The organism is Streptomyces sp. YJ-C3 (genome assembly GCF_053891275.1).
Genome location: NZ_CM132685.1, coordinates 5223412 through 5237677 on the forward strand (window position 1 = coordinate 5223412; position 14266 = coordinate 5237677).

10 protein-coding genes are annotated in these 14266 nt (G+C 72.4%); 7 read left to right on the top strand and 3 right to left on the bottom strand.

The window, feature by feature from the left end; genetic code table 11:
• Positions 1-110: 110 nt before the first annotated feature.
• Positions 111-698: an Rv1733c family protein gene (locus ACVHNB_RS23320; RefSeq protein WP_428956748.1), complete on the bottom strand. Its 588-nt coding sequence runs from the start codon at positions 696-698 to the stop codon at positions 111-113.
• Between the two features lie 262 nt (positions 699-960).
• Between ACVHNB_RS23320 and ACVHNB_RS23325 the strand changes: the two genes are divergently transcribed.
• The 3 genes from ACVHNB_RS23325 (at position 961) to ACVHNB_RS23335 (ending at position 4538) form a co-directional block, all read left to right on the top strand.
• Positions 961-1824 (top strand): universal stress protein, encoded by an 864-nt coding sequence (locus ACVHNB_RS23325; RefSeq protein ID WP_428956747.1) that lies wholly within the window; start codon positions 961-963, stop codon positions 1822-1824.
• Between the two features lie 80 nt (positions 1825-1904).
• Complete coding sequence (locus ACVHNB_RS23330; RefSeq protein WP_456225778.1) at positions 1905-3509, top strand: alpha-amylase family glycosyl hydrolase; 1605 nt, start codon at positions 1905-1907, stop codon at positions 3507-3509.
• Positions 3510-3629: 120 nt separating this feature from the next.
• Positions 3630-4538, top strand: coding sequence for a TIGR03619 family F420-dependent LLM class oxidoreductase (locus ACVHNB_RS23335; RefSeq protein ID WP_428956745.1), 909 nt, complete (start codon positions 3630-3632; stop codon positions 4536-4538).
• A 31-nt stretch (positions 4539-4569) separates the two neighbouring features.
• Here the strand turns inward: ACVHNB_RS23335 and ACVHNB_RS23340 are convergent, their stop codons facing one another.
• Positions 4570-5778, bottom strand: coding sequence for a cytochrome P450 (locus ACVHNB_RS23340; RefSeq protein ID WP_456225779.1), 1209 nt, complete (start codon positions 5776-5778; stop codon positions 4570-4572).
• A 148-nt stretch (positions 5779-5926) separates the two neighbouring features.
• Between ACVHNB_RS23340 and ACVHNB_RS23345 the strand changes: the two genes are divergently transcribed.
• Both ACVHNB_RS23345 and ACVHNB_RS23350 read left to right on the top strand, forming a co-directional pair.
• The gene (locus ACVHNB_RS23345) at positions 5927-6940 is read left to right on the top strand and encodes a LacI family DNA-binding transcriptional regulator (RefSeq protein ID WP_428956743.1); all 1014 of its coding nucleotides are present in this window, start codon (positions 5927-5929) and stop codon (positions 6938-6940) included.
• A gap of 506 nt (positions 6941-7446) precedes the next feature.
• Positions 7447-8907, top strand: coding sequence for a PP2C family protein-serine/threonine phosphatase (locus ACVHNB_RS23350; RefSeq protein WP_456225780.1), 1461 nt, complete (start codon positions 7447-7449; stop codon positions 8905-8907).
• A 46-nt stretch (positions 8908-8953) separates the two neighbouring features.
• Here the strand turns inward: ACVHNB_RS23350 and ACVHNB_RS23355 are convergent, their stop codons facing one another.
• Positions 8954-10447, bottom strand: coding sequence for a DNA-binding protein NsdB (locus ACVHNB_RS23355; protein ID WP_428956741.1), 1494 nt, complete (start codon positions 10445-10447; stop codon positions 8954-8956).
• Between the two features lie 233 nt (positions 10448-10680).
• Here ACVHNB_RS23355 and ACVHNB_RS23360 point away from each other — a divergent pair, with 233 nt between their 5' ends.
• The gene (locus ACVHNB_RS23360; protein WP_428956740.1) at positions 10681-11832 is read left to right on the top strand and encodes an aminoglycoside phosphotransferase family protein; all 1152 of its coding nucleotides are present in this window, start codon (positions 10681-10683) and stop codon (positions 11830-11832) included.
• Between the two features lie 387 nt (positions 11833-12219).
• Complete coding sequence (locus ACVHNB_RS23365) at positions 12220-14199, top strand: N-acetylmuramoyl-L-alanine amidase (protein WP_456225781.1); 1980 nt, start codon at positions 12220-12222, stop codon at positions 14197-14199.
• Positions 14200-14266 lie beyond the last annotated feature (67 nt).

Here is a 14266-nt window from a genome sequence, read left to right on the forward strand (position 1 = left end):
CCGTCCGCGACCTGCGCGCCCAGGGGCCGAACGGCTCTGGCCTGGGGGCCTGTCGGATCCGGGGCGCCGCCCCTGTTGCTCGTCCACGGTCCGGGGCCTCGGGTGCCCCCCTAGGTCGGGCGGCGTCCCCAGTCGGGTCCGACGCGTCGCCATTCCCGTTCCCAGCCGGCGAGTCGGAGGCGGTCGAGAATGCGGTGCAGGACGAGCCGGACGGCGACGGCGAGCCCGGCGACGGTCGTGGTGACGAGGAGCGCCCTGGCGACGGTGCGCGACCAGATGTCGTCGCCGTTCCACGGTGCCGTGGTGACATCGCCGCGCGCGTCGAGCCAGACCGTGACGGCGTCGCCGTGCTCCAGGCCGGCCTCGACCGGGGCGAGGGCGGTGATCGTGCGGCCCTCCCGGTCGGTCCAGCGCACCGTCACCGGATAGGTCGGGATGTGCTGGACACCGTCGGCGGAGGGCGTGAACTCCGGTGCGTCGTCGAGGAGTCGGGCCCGGACCTGATGGCGGGCGGCGAGCTGGGTGCGGGCGTGGTCACGGGCGTCCGCGTGCGCCGCGCAGCCGCTCACCGCGCCCAGGGCCGGCGCGACCAGGAGGGCGAGCACGCCGAGCAGCAGCGCCGCCCAGGCCTCGACCACATCCGACCTGCGGCGCAGCGGGTTGCCCCGCCATACCCGGCTCGGCCAGTACCTCTTCATGGCCGCCTCCCTGCCTCACGCTCGCGCGGGCGGGCGGCGCGGCACAGGGGCCGAACGACCCCTCGCCCAGGGCCGGTCCGCCTCTGCCGACGGAAACGGCGCGGGTGAGATGGTCCGAGGCACGCCTGCTCCCGCACGCGGCGACGTGCCCGGCGCACGGCTCTCGCCGTGCACCCGGTTCCTGGGGACGGACACGCGTGACCGCTCTCTTGCGTGGAACCCGCGACGGAGCACACCGCTCACGTCATCGAGAGGTTCCGCCATGACCAGCATGCGCGTCCTGACCGTCGGGACGGACGGTTCGCGGGAGAGCATGGACGCCGCCCACTGGGCGGCTCGCGAGGCGCTGCGGCGCGGCCTGCCGTTGCGCCTGCTGCACGCCGACAGCGGAAAGCGGCTCGCGCCGCCGCTGGCCGACGTCGATCTGCCGGGGCGCGGCGTCCTCGACCGCGTCGCACTTCAACTCGCCTACGCGCACCCCGCGTTGGAGATCCTGGCCCGCCGTCGCAGCGCGCCGCCGATCACCGCGCTCCTGGAAGCGGCCACCGTGTCCGAGACACTGGTCCTGGGCTCGCGCGGCTTCACGGGGTACGCCGGGTTCCTCGTCGGCTCGGTGGCACTCGCCGTGACGGCACAGGCCGACCGGCCGGTCGTCCTGGTGCGGGCGGGCGAACTCCCGCAGGACGAGCACGTCCACGACGGCCCCGGGTTCCTGCCGGTGGTGGTCGGCCTCGACGTGACGGCCCCCGCCGACGAGGTGCTGTCGTACGCCTTCGAGGCGGCGGCCCTGCGCGGCACCGAGCTGCACGCCCTGCACGCCTGGACCCTGCCGCCGCTGCGTGGCGACTCGCAGGGCGCGGCGCTGCCGGGGGACGCGGCGCGCCGCGAGACGCTGCGCCGCCGGGCCCTGGCGGGCGCGCTCCAGGTGTGGCGGGCGAAGTACCCGGAGGTCCCGGTGGTGGAGCGGCTGGTGTACGGGCAGCCGGGCCACCACCTCCTGAAGGCGTCGACGGCGGCGAGCCTCACGGTGATCGGGCGCAGCTGCGCCACGGCCCGGCTGGGCTGCACGGCGCATTCCGTGGTGCATCACGTGACCAGCCCGATCGCGGTCGTCCCGCACACGTGAGACCCGGACCGGCCCGCTAGCCCTGGTCCGCCACTGCTCGTAGGCTCGATCTCCCTCGACCGAAAGGCAGTTGGCGCTCCATGACCGCGTTCCGCCCCGCCCCGGCCTGGCTGTCCGACGCCGTGTTCTACCAGATCTACCCCCAGTCGTTCGCCGACTCGGACGGGGACGGGATCGGTGACCTGGGCGGCATCGTCGAACGGCTCGACCATCTGGCCTGGCTCGGCGTCAACACCGTCTGGATCAATCCGTGCTTCGTGTCGCCCTTCCGCGACGCGGGGTACGACGTGGCGGACCATCTGACGGTGGCTCCGCGCTACGGCTCCGGCGACGACCTGGCCGAGCTGGTGGATCTCGCCGGGCGGCGCGGCATCCGGGTGCTGCTCGACCTGGTCGCCGGGCACACCTCGGACCGGCACCCCTGGTTCCGCGCGGCCGTGGACGACACCGCCGACCACCGCTACATCTGGACCGCGGACGGCGTCCCGGACGGCTTCGTGCCCTCCCCCGGCACTCGTGCGGGCGCGTATCTGCCGAACTTCTTCGACTCGCAGCCCGCCCTCAACTTCGGTTACGCCCGCGAGAGTTCGCAGGAGCCCTGGCGGCAGCCGGTGGATGCCGAGGGGCCGCGCGCCAACCGGGCGGCGCTGCGCGACATCATGGACCACTGGCTGCGTCTGGGGCTGTCCGGGTTCCGGGTCGACATGGCGGCGTCGCTGGTGAAGGACGACCCGGACAAGCGGGCGACCTCGGCCGTCTGGACCGAGCTGCGGCACTGGCTCGACCGCACTCATCCGCAGGCGGTTCTGCTGTCCGAGTGGGGCGACCCGCAGGTGTCCGTACCGGCCGGATTCCACGCCGACTTCTTCCTCCAGTTCGGTGGCCCCGCGGACGGCCTGCCGATGCGTTCGCTCTGGAACAACGGGGCGGGCACGATCAATGACGCGTGGGATCCGCTGGACTGCTTCTTCGACGCCTCGGGACGCGGATCACCCCGCCCGTTCGTCGAGGCCTGGCGCGCGGCGACCACCGCCCTGGGCGACACCGGCTTCGTGTCCCTGCCCACCGCCAACCACGACTTCTCCCGCCTCAACTGCGGTCCCCGCACGGCCGGTCAGCTCCCGGCAGCGTTCGCGTTCCAGCTCACCTGGCCGACGCTCCCGGCGATCTACTACGGCGACGAGATCGGCATGCGGTACGTGCCGGGCCTGCCCGACACCGAGGGCAGCGTCCTCGGCCCGCACTACAACCGGGCCGGTTCCCGTACGCCGATGCAGTGGGACGACGGTCCGGGCGCCGGCTTCTCGACCGCGCCCGAGGAGCGCTTCTACCTGCCGCTCGACCCCGACCCGCACCGCCCCTCGGTCGCCGCGCAGCGCGCCGACGAGCACTCCCTGCTGCATCTCGTGCGCCGTCTCGTCGCACTGCGCAGGTCCACCCCGGCGCTGGGCCACGACTCCCCCGTCGAGGTGCTGCACGACGGCCATCCCTTCGTGTACGTCCGCGGGGACCGGTTCCTCGTGGTCGTCAATCCAGGCGCGCAGCAACAGAGCTGGAGCGCGGACGACCAGCGGCTGGCCGGGGCGCGGGAGGTCGAGGCGGACGGCGTGCGAGTGACCGGGGACGGGGTCACGGTCAAGGCGGACGGATTCGGCTACGGGATCTTCGCACTGCCGGAGAGCTGACCCGACGGCACGGCCGCGCGCCTGTCCGGAGCCGCGGACGATCCCGGCAGCGGGAGGCGCGCGGCTTGAACTGATCGCCCGGCTTCGACGCCCCGCCTCAAATGATCAAGACTTCGCGTCATGCGATACGGCGTCAACCTCCTCAACTTCGGCTCCGGCACGACCCCCGAGAACCTGGTACGCCAGGCCACGGACGCCCGTGACCTCGGGTTCACCCTCGCGATGATCTCGGACCACATCGCGGTCACCCCGGACGTGCACTCCGTCTACCCGGCCCCGTTCTACGACCAGTTCCTGCTCGCGGCCCATCTCGCCGGACGGGTGCCCGGCCTCGCTCTCGGCACGACGATCACCGTGATCCCCTACCGGCATCCGCTGCACACGGCCCGGCTCGCCGCCAACCTGGACCAGCTGACCGACGGCGGGTTCGTCCTCGGCGCGGGCGTCGGCTGGTCGGCCGCCGAGTACCGCACGCTGGGCGTGCCGTTCGAGGAGCGCGGGGCCATCACCGACGAGTACCTCACCGCGATCCGGGCGGCCTGGACGCAGGACCCGTGCAGCTTCGAGGGGCGGTACGTGTCCTTCGAGGGCGTCCGCACGGCGCCGGCCCCCGCGACGTCGCCGCACCTGCCGGTCTGGGTGGGCGGCGACTCCCCCGCGGCGCTGCGCCGGGCGGCGCGGCTCGGCGAGGCGTGGCATCCGTTCCGGCCGACGCTCGCGGGGCTGCGCGAGCGGCTGCCCCGGCTGGCGGAGGAGGCGGAGCGGGCGGGGCGCCCGGTGCCGGAGTTCGCGCCGCGCGTCCAGGTGGCGGTGGGGTCCGTGCCCGACACGGACGACCGGCCGTTGGGGCACGGCAGCATCGAGCAGATCCGGGCCGATGTGGAGACGCTCGCGGAACTGGGGGCCACCCACGTGCTCTTCGACACGTATCCGGGAGACCCCGCGGCCCGGGGCAGCGCCGAGGACGACCGGCGCCTGCTGGAACTGCTGGCCGAAAAGGTGCTCATTTCAAGCCCCGTCGGCGGCTGAGGGACGGGACCCGGACGGGCCCCCGTGGCCGTCACCAGGTCACCGGCAGCTCCCGCGGGCCACGGATGAACCCCTTGCTCTGCCAGACGATGTCGCCCGGATCGCCCGCGAGACGCAGCTCGGGGAAGCGGGCGAGCAGCCCGGCCAGCATCACCTCGGACTCCATCCGGGCCAGCATCGCGCCGATGCAGTGGTGCGGGCCGTGTCCGAAGGAGAGGTGCGCCGTGCCCGTACGGTCGAAGTCGACGGTGTCCGGGTCCGGGAAGGCGTCGGGGTCGCGGTTGGCCGCGAGGTACGAGGCGTAGACGGCTTCGCCGCGGCGGATGAGGACGCCGCCGACCTCGACGTCCTCGGTGGCGACGCGGGGCAGCCCCACGCCGTTGCGGTGCGGGATGTGCCGCAGGAGTTCGTCGACCGCCCCCGGCAGCAGCGCGGGTTCGGCCCGCAGCCGGTCGGCGAGCTCCGGGCGGGTGAGCAGCATGTAGACCATGTTCGCGCTGTTGTTGCGGACCGCGTGAGCGCCGCTGACCAGTACGGCGGTGGCCAGGGAGACGGTCTCCGCGTCGCTGATCTCACCGGCGTCCCGGGCCCGTGCGAGCACGGAGGCGAGATCGTCGTCGGTCGAGCCCGCCCGCGAGGCGAGGAGTTCGACGATGTACTGCCGCATGCGTTCCTTCGCGGCCTCGCTGGACTTGGGCCCGGGCCCGGCCGATAGGATCACGTCGGGCCAGTCGGCGAGCCGCGCGCGGTCCTCGGGCGGGACGCCCAGCAGATCGCTGACGACGGCCAGCGGGAACGGTCCGTGCAGGTGCGCCACCAGGTCGGCCGGCGGTCCCGCCTCCTCCATCGCGTCGAGCAGTTCGGCCGCGGTGCGCTCGGCGAGGGGCCGCAGCCCCTTCATGGTGCGGCCGGTGAACGCCTTCGTCATCACCTTCCGCAGCCGCGTGTGCTCGGGCGGATCCGCGTAGTTGAGGCCGACGGTGGCGGCGACGCGGTGCGCCATCATGCCGTTGACCTCGCGGCCGACGAGCGCGGAGCGGCTGAAGCGCGGGTCGGAGGTGACCAGGCGCACGTCCTGGTAGCGGGTGACCAGCCAGGCGTGCTGCTCCTGCCCGAACGGCATGCGCACCCGCGCCACCGGTTCCTCGCGCAGCACGTCGGCCAGCAGCGGATCGAAGGTGAGCTCCGGCAGATCCTCCAGGGCCCATTCGCGTACGGTGTCGGCGGTGTCGTTGTTCACGCGGCCATGCCTTCCCCGCGCCCGCACCGGAGCACTCCGGGCCCGCCGGTCCGCCGCCTGATCGGACGACCGGCCCCAGGCGGCGACCGTCGGACGGATGCCACCGGCACGCAAACGAGTCGCAAGCGTTGCGCTAATCTTGCGTTCCATGACGCGCAGACTTGCTCAGGTGGCGAAGAAGGTCGGAGTCAGCGAGGCCACGGTCAGCCGGGTGCTCAACAACAAGCCGGGTGTCTCGGAAGCGACGAGACAGGCGGTGCTGACCGCCCTCGACGTCCTCGGCTACGAGCGGCCGACGCAGCTGCGCGGCGAGCGGGCCCGACTGGTCGGACTCGTCCTGCCGGAGCTGCAGAACCCGATCTTCCCGGCGTTCGCCGAGGTGATCGGCGGCGCGCTCGCCCAGCAGGGGCTCACCCCGGTGCTGTGCACGCAGACCAAGGGCGGGGTCTCGGAGGCGGACTACGTGGAACTGCTGCTGCAGCAGCAGGTGTCCGGCGTGGTGTTCGCGGGCGGTCTGTTCGCGCAGGGCGACGCCGAGCACGGGCACTATCAGCGGCTCGCCGAGCGCAAGGTTCCCGTGGTGCTCGTCAACGCGTCGATAGAGCGACTCGGCTTCCCCTGCGTGGCGTGCGACGACGCGGTCGCGGTCGAGCAGGCGTGGCGGCACCTGTCGTCCCTCGGGCACGAGCGCATCGGTGTCGTCCTCGGCCCCGACGACCACATCCCCTCGCGGCGCAAGCTGGTCGCGGCGCGTGCGGCCGCCCGGGCCGCGGGCGGGAAGCTGCCGGACGACGCGGTCGAGCGGGCGATGTTCTCGCTGGAGGGCGGGCACGCGGCGGCGGCCCGGCTGCTGGCCCGCGGCATCACCGGCATCATCTGCGCCAGCGACCCCATCGCGCTCGGCGCCGTGCGTGCCGCGCGCCGCGCCGGTCTGTCGGTGCCCGGTGACGTCTCGGTGGTCGGGTACGACGACTCGGCGTTCATGAACTGCACGGAGCCGCCGCTGACCACGGTGCGCCAGCCCATCGAGGCGATGGGCCGCGCCGCGGTCGAGCTGCTCGTCGCGCAGATCCAGGGCGGCGCGGTGCCGCCCGGCGAGCTGCTCTTCGAGCCCGAGCTCGTGGTGCGCGGCTCGACGGCACCGCCGCCGGCGACCGCGTAGCACGGGACGCCGGGACGGGGGCGACAAGATTCGGACACCTCGGGTCCGCCGGACATCGGCGGACCCGGGTGCCCATATCCCGCACAAACCCACTTGGTCATTCTTTTTGCGATGTACACGCGGCATCTTGCAGTCATTCAGCACCGTCACAGCGGCGCCGCATACGACACCTTCCAGTCGGCGGCACCCCGCCCACCAGTGACGCTCTCGACGACGGCCACCCGCCCGGTGACACGGCGGCGGGGCCGCGGACGGCCCGCGGCGTAGGAAGCGCTACGCCGTTCGGCCACTCACGCGGGCCCGACGGACCAGCAAGGCGTACGCCGAACCGGCCGTGCGTTCGACCATAAGGGCCGGGAAGGGCCTTTACGAGGACTGCGACATATGCCAGAAGCACCACCGCATCGTGTATGGCCAAATCCCTTACGGGGTCCGGCGGCCTGTGCCAAAGTCGTAACCGGTCCTTCCGTCCGCCGTGGCCACCCGTGCCAGCATCGGAGTTCGTCATGCCCCCCCATGTCTTCGCGGACCGCCCCGCCGGCCAGCCGCCGGAGCGTGGCACGGTCGACGCGCTGATCTCGCAGACACGTCGGCTGCTCGGCGACGTCGACGCGGTCCGCCGCGAGACCGCGGGCTCCACCGGCGACGAGGCGGACGCCGAGACCCGGTGGCAGCGCGCTCTCTACGAGCTGGCGGTGCATCAACTCAGCGATCTGGACCGGCACTTGGCCCAGCTGCGGGAGGACCCGACAGCCCGTGCCGGACTGCCGCCCCGGCACACCGCCGCCGAGTCTCAGCAGGGATCGCTGCTGAGCCGGGTCGGCAGTGCCGAGTGGAACCTGCTCACCGACGAGGCCAGCTGGTCCGGGGAGCTCTACCAGATCTTCGGCCGGGACCCGGCCGCGCCCGCGCTCACCCTCGACGAGCTGCCGGCCCTGGTGCACGCCGACGACCAGTCGAAGCTGACCACGATGGTCACGGACTGCCTGATCGACGGCAAGCCGATCGACGGGGAGTTCCGCGTCGTGCACCCGGACGAGTCCGTGCGCACGGTGCACATGATGGGCGAGCCCGTGCTCGACGCCGACGGCTCGACCACCTCCATGTGGGCGGTCGTGCGCGACGTCAGCGAACTGCGCCGCAGCCAGCGTGCGGTGAGTGAGACCCGTGACTCGCTCCAGCGCCAACGGCACATCGCGCAGACCGAGCACCGGCTCGCGGTCGAGCTGCAGGAAGCCGTGCTACCGCCGTGGCGTGGCTCCCTGCGGCTCCCGCGCGGCGGCCCCGGCCCGGCCGACGGCCGGGCCGCACTCGATGTCGCCGCCCTCCACCTCCCCTCCACCACCGACAGACTGATCGGCGGCGACTGGTACGACGCCATCGAACTGCCCGACGGGCAGGCTTTGTTGGCGATCGGCGACCTGGCCGGGCGTGGCGTCGCGGTCGCCTCCGGCACGGCGATGCTGCTCGGCGCCGTACGCGGCATGGCCGTCTGCGGCGCCGAACCGGGCGAACTGCTCGGCAGGCTGAACCACCTCCTCGATGCCTCCGCAGGGCCCTCCCTCGCCAGCGCCCTGTGCTGCCGGTACGACCCGGCGGCCCGAACACTGGCGTGGGCGCAGGCGGGACACCCCGCCCCGCTGCTCTTCCGCGACGGGACGGGGCGTGCGCTCACGCCTCCTGAGGGCGTCCTCCTCGGCGTGACCTCCGGCGCCGTCTACGGACAGGCGGACCGGACGCTGCGCGAGGGCGACGTCCTGCTGCTGCACACCGACGGCCTGGTGCCGCGGCACGACAACAGAGCCGACGGAGCCGATGACACCGCCGAGGGCCGATGGAGCGCTCTGGCACCACGCCTGACCGCGGCCCGTGACGCACAGGAGTGCCTGCGTCTGGTCGTGGACGAGTTCGGCGCCGATGAGCGCGACGACGACTCCTGCGTGCTCGTCGCCCGGATCGGTTCCTGACGACGTACTGGACGTACGGGAAGATGTGCCGATCCTCGTCCGGAGCTCAGGCCTGGACGCGCTTCCCTGTCGCTCCCTTCGGCAGGGCCAGCTTGATCTCGCGCCGCAGATCCTCGATCTTCTGATAGCCCGCGAACTGGCCGGTGAGCCGGTACATCTCGCGCAGCCGGTCCCAGGTGCGATGCGACGAGTTCGATCCCATCGACGACAGGGCCAATCGCGCGTACCGGTCCGCCTGTTCGGGATCGTCGGCGATGAAGCAGGCCGACGCCATCGACAGGTGGTCGAAGATCTTCGAACGGTCACGGCCGCCCGCCCGCAGCTCGAGGGCCTCCCTGGCATGGCGCTGTGCGATGACCGCGGCGCCCGGCTCGTGCTCGGCGAGGGTGCGGTAGGCGAGGGCCTGCATGCCGTGCAGATCCGCCTCGTCGAACATCTGCATCCAGCTCGGCGGTGCCACGTCACCCCGGTCCGAGACGAAGAGGTCCTCCGCCTCGCCGAGGGTGCGGCGCATCGCCTGGCCCTTGCCCATCGACGCCTGTGCCCAGGCCTCGATGGTGTAGAGCATCGCCCTCGTCCGGGGCAACACCTCGTCGCCCGCACCGGACTTGGCCAGCTTCATGAGGTCCAGCGCCTCGTCGGGCGCGCCCAGGTGGATCTTCTGGCGGGCGGCCCGCGAGAGGGCTTCGCCGGCGCGCGGCCGGTCGCCGCCCTCGCGCGCGGCGTGCGCGGCGATGATGAAGTACTTCTGGGCCGTGGGCTCCAGACCGACGTCGTGCGACATCCAGCCCGCGAGCACGGCGAGATTGGCGGCGACGCCCCACAGGCGCCGCTGCAGATGGTCGGGGTGGCGGTAGGAGAGCATTCCGCCGACTTCGTTGAGTTGGCCGACGACTGCCTTGCGCTGCAACCCGCCGCCGCGGGAAGCGTCCCAGGCCCGGAACACCTCGACCGAGCGCTCCAGTTCCTCGATCTCCTGCGACCCGATGGGGGCGGCCTCGTAGCGGTCGAACCCAGCGGGGTCGGCGTGCAGGGGATCGTGGTTCCTGGGGGCGTCGGCCGCGAGGGCCGGGTCGGTGTGCAGCCAGTCGTGCATGGCGCTGCTGAGTGCGGATCCTGCGGCGAGCGCGGCACCCGCGCCCACCAAGCCGCGTCGGTTGAGCATGAGGTCCATTCCCGTGAATTCGGTGAGGACCGCAGCTGTCCGCTCGGGCGCCCACGGCACTCCGTCGGGACCCTGTTGCTCCAGGTCCCCGCCGCCCTGCCGTTTCCCCGTGCGCCCGTGTCGGACAAGACCGAGATCCTCGATGGTCACGACACGGCCGAGTCGCTCGGTGAACAGCGCCGCCAGCACCCGCGGTACCGGATCGCGCGGGATCTCTCCCATGTCGATCCAACGCCGCACTCGCGAGGTGTCCGTCGCCAGTTGGGGGTGGCCCATGGCCGCCGCCTGCCGGTTGACGAGTCGCGCGAGTTCGCCCTTGGACCAGCCGGCCAGGCCGAACAGGTCGTTCAGACGGGTGTTGGGTTGTCCGCTCACGTAAGCCCCCAGGTTCTCGGCTGAAGTTGACAGTAGCCCTCTGTCAGTTGCTGAGCGACTATTCGCCAGGGTTCGCCAGGGTGCGCCAGCTGTTGTGCTCCCGGCACCGGGGTGTCAGGTAGGAATGCGCCACCCCGACCCGGTCGCCGCAGGGCATTCCCCAGGGTGTACCGCATCGGCCGGGCCGGGCGGCGCAGGCAACTCGTCGGCACGCGAAGGGATCTGTATCGCCCATGTACGCAGCATCGTCCTCCGTGTCCGCCCCGCCCCGGCCGCCCCGCCCCGCCCGTCCGGCGGTGTCCGGCAGCGGCCCGTACCTCGACCCCATGCGGCCCGCGACCGCGGCGCTCGGAGGCGTCGGCCGGCCGCGTCGTGCCCCGGGGCTCGGCACGCAACCCCTCAGCGGGAGACTCGACTTGTCCGGCCCTCAGGGCGCCCAGCTGCGCACGGCGATCGCCTCGGTGCACCGGATCTGCCCGGAGTTCCATCCGGTGCAGGTGCTGCGCCGCAGTGCGCGCTCCGTGCTGCTCGTCGGAACCACCGGGCGCAGCACCGCCGTCGCGAAGTGTTTACTGGACCACTCCCCCGTGTGGACGGAGCGGATCCGGCACGAGATAGCCGCATACCGATCGTTCGTCCGACACCGGCCGCCGGTGCGGGTACCGCGTCTGATCGCGGCCGACCCGGACAACGGCACGCTGGTGATCGAGCGGATGCCCGGCCGGGTGGCGGCCCTGCAGCGTCACCCGGTCGAGGCACCTCCGCGGACGGACGTGCGCGCCGCGCTCGGCGCGATCTGCCGGCTCAATCAGTGGCGGCCTCCGGCGGGCACCTTCGACGCGCCGCTGGACTACGCGGAGCGGATCAACCGGTTCCATGACCTCGGTCTGCTGACCGACCGCGACATGGGCGACCTGCAGAAGCTGCTGCACGGCATCGCTCACACCTCGGGCCGCGGCGGCATGGGCCAGTTCTGCCACGGTGACGCCCTGCTGTCGAACGTCCTGCTCTCCCCCGCGGGTCCGGTGCTCGTGGACTGGGAGCACGCGGGCTGGTACCTGCCGGGCTACGACCTGGCGACCCTGTGGACCGTGCTGGGCGACGCCCCGGTGGCGCGGCGGCAGATCAGTCAGCTCGCGCAGTCCGGCGGCCCGACGGCGCGTGACGCGTTCCTGGTCAATCTGATGCTCGTACTGACCCGGGAGATCCGTACCTACGAGACGGCCGTGCAGCGTTCCCTGCACGAGCAGACCCCGGCGGCACCGGTTCCGGCCCACCCCGGTGCTGCGCCGTCCGGCGAGGAGCAGCGGCTGTTGCTGCGCCGGCTGCACGACGACTGCAACATGGCCCGCAAGGCGGTCCGTGCGGCGGTCGGCACTCGCTGACGGGGACGCGGGTCCGCGGTGCGCCCGGGAGGAAGACGGTGCACCGCGGATCTTCGTGGTTCTGGACGGGCGGCTGCAGGAGCCGTGGATCGGTGAACTCCACGCGGGCGTGGGGGAAGCGGAGCACTCCGCTTCCCCCACGCCCGTTCTCGTGTGTCCGCGACCGTGGCCGCAGCCGCCCATTGGTCTACTCCACTGACGCACCGCAGGCGGTCGCACCACCGCACAGGAAACCCATATACACGCCCGCTGACATGGGAAATCCTGGGGAATTCCGTTGCCCGTCGGATGATTGACGGATCGTCGGTGAGCCGATACCACTGACGCACAACCCGCCCCGCACGCCCCGAGCAGCATCCCCACCACCCACCCTCCCAGGAGGCACCGTTGCATCGGTCCACCCGTTCCATCCCCGCCAGACGCCCCCGTGCGGGCGTGCGGGCGGCGGGCACGCTCGCCACGGCGGCCCTGCTGCTGCCGCTGCTCGGCGCGGCCCCGCCCCAGGACGCCGGAGCGGCCCCTTCGGCGCTGCTTCAGGGCGCGTTCGCCTCGGCCGCGGCCGAGTACCAGGTGCCGCAGAGCGTGCTGCTCGGCGTCTCGTACCTGCAGTCCCGATGGGACGCGCACGACGGCGCGCCGAGCGTCACCGGCGGCTACGGCCCCATGCACCTCACCGACGCGCGGACCGCGATCGAGAACACCGTGGCGCACAGCCACGCGGAGGGCGACGCCCGCGGCGACGACTCCCGCGCCCCGCTCAAGGCCTCCGAGGCCGTCCCGACCGAGGGCCAACTCCCGGCCCGGCTGCGGACGTTGCCGCGCGCCGCGGAGCTCTCCGGCATTCCGGCCGAGCAGCTGCGCAGTGACGCGGCGGCCAATGTGCGCGGCGGCGCCGCCCTGCTCGCGGCCGCACAGAGGAAGCTCGGCAAGCCGCTCAGCGACGACCCGGCCGACTGGTACGGCGCCATCGCGACGTTCTCCGGCGCGGACGACACGGCGACCGCGGCGACGTACGCCAACGACGTGTTCGCCGTGATCCGCGACGGCGAGCAGCGGACCACGGACGCCGGCCAGAGCGTGACGCTCGCCGCCGACGCGGACGCGAAGCCGCGGGCCGCACAGCTTCAGAAGATGGGCCTGCGCAAGGCGGACACGTCCGACACCGAGTGCCCGAGGACCGTGTCGTGCGAGTGGATCCCGGCGCCGTACGAGGAGTTCGGCGACGGCGACTACGGCAATCACGACCTGGCGGACCGCCCCAAGGACCAGAGCATCGACTACATCGTCATCCACGACACGGAGGCGACGTGGGAGCAGACGCTGAAGCTGGTCCAGGACAAGACGTATCTGGCCTGGCACTACTCGCTGCGCTCGACCGACGGGCACGTCGTGCAGTCGATCAAGGCGAAGGACGTCGGCTGGCACGCGGGCAACTGGTACGTGAACGCCAAGTCGATCGGCCTGGAGCACGAGGGCTTCCTCGCGCAGCCCGACTCCTGGTACACGGAGGAGATGTACCGGTCGTCGGCGCGCCTGGTGTCGTACCTGGCGAAGAAGTACGACATCCCGCTGGACCGGCAGCACATCCTGGGCCATGACACGGTGCCGGGACCGACGACGTCGACCATCCCGTCGATGCACACGGACCCCGGCCCGTACTGGGACTGGGCGCACTACTTCGCACTGATGGGCAAGCCGTTCCACCGCACCGCGGGTCCGAACGCCGGGGTCGTCACGATCAAGCCCGACTTCGCGAAGAACCAGCCGCGCTTCACGGGCTGCGACAAGGCCGGTGAGGACTGCGCGCCGCACGGGTCGAGCGCGGTGCGCGTGTACACGGAGCCCAGTGAGGACGCCCCGCTCGTCAAGGACATCGGTCTGCGGCCGGGCGGCCAGGACTCCACGATCGACGTGAACGACATGGCGTCGCGTGTCTCGACGGGCCAGCAGTACGCGGTCGCCGACCGCAAGGGCGACTGGACGGCGATCTGGTACCTCGGCCAGAAGGCCTGGTTCAAGAACCCGGCGAAGCAGCCGACCGCCCTCGGCGCCAAGGGACTTGTGATCACACCCAAGGCGGGCGCGAGCGAGATCCCGGTGTACGGGCGGGCCTACCCGGAGGCCTCGGCCTATCCGGCGGGCATGACGCCGCAGGCGGTCTCGCCGCTGCCGTACAAGCTCCTGGCCGGGCAGCGCTATGTGATCGGCGGGCGGACGACGGGTGAGTACTTCTACTCGCCCACCTTCGACACGTCGACGCACAAGGTCGTCAAGGGCAAGGACGTGTACTACGAGATCCAGTTCGCGCACCGGGTCGCCTATGTGCGGGCGGCGGACGTCCAGGTGGTGCCGTCCACGGTGTCGTAGCCGGCCTTTCCGGTGGTGCGGTGGGGCCCGGGTCCGCGTGGGGGCGGACCCGGGCCCCACGGCTGCG

What these genes read in the sequence shown, in the direction of transcription:
- ACVHNB_RS23320 (WP_428956748.1), bottom strand. Translation starts at nt 698, where the DNA reads ATGAAGAGGTACTGGCCGAGCCGGGTATGGCGGGGCAACCCGCTGCGC.
- ACVHNB_RS23325 (WP_428956747.1), top strand. Translation starts at nt 961, where the DNA reads ATGACCAGCATGCGCGTCCTGACCGTCGGGACGGACGGTTCGCGGGAG.
- ACVHNB_RS23330 (WP_456225778.1), top strand. Translation starts at nt 1,905, where the DNA reads ATGACCGCGTTCCGCCCCGCCCCGGCCTGGCTGTCCGACGCCGTGTTC.
- ACVHNB_RS23335 (WP_428956745.1), top strand. Translation starts at nt 3,630, where the DNA reads ATGCGATACGGCGTCAACCTCCTCAACTTCGGCTCCGGCACGACCCCC.
- ACVHNB_RS23345 (WP_428956743.1), top strand. Translation starts at nt 5,927, where the DNA reads ATGACGCGCAGACTTGCTCAGGTGGCGAAGAAGGTCGGAGTCAGCGAG.
- ACVHNB_RS23350 (WP_456225780.1), top strand. Translation starts at nt 7,447, where the DNA reads ATGCCCCCCCATGTCTTCGCGGACCGCCCCGCCGGCCAGCCGCCGGAG.
- ACVHNB_RS23360 (WP_428956740.1), top strand. Translation starts at nt 10,681, where the DNA reads ATGTACGCAGCATCGTCCTCCGTGTCCGCCCCGCCCCGGCCGCCCCGC.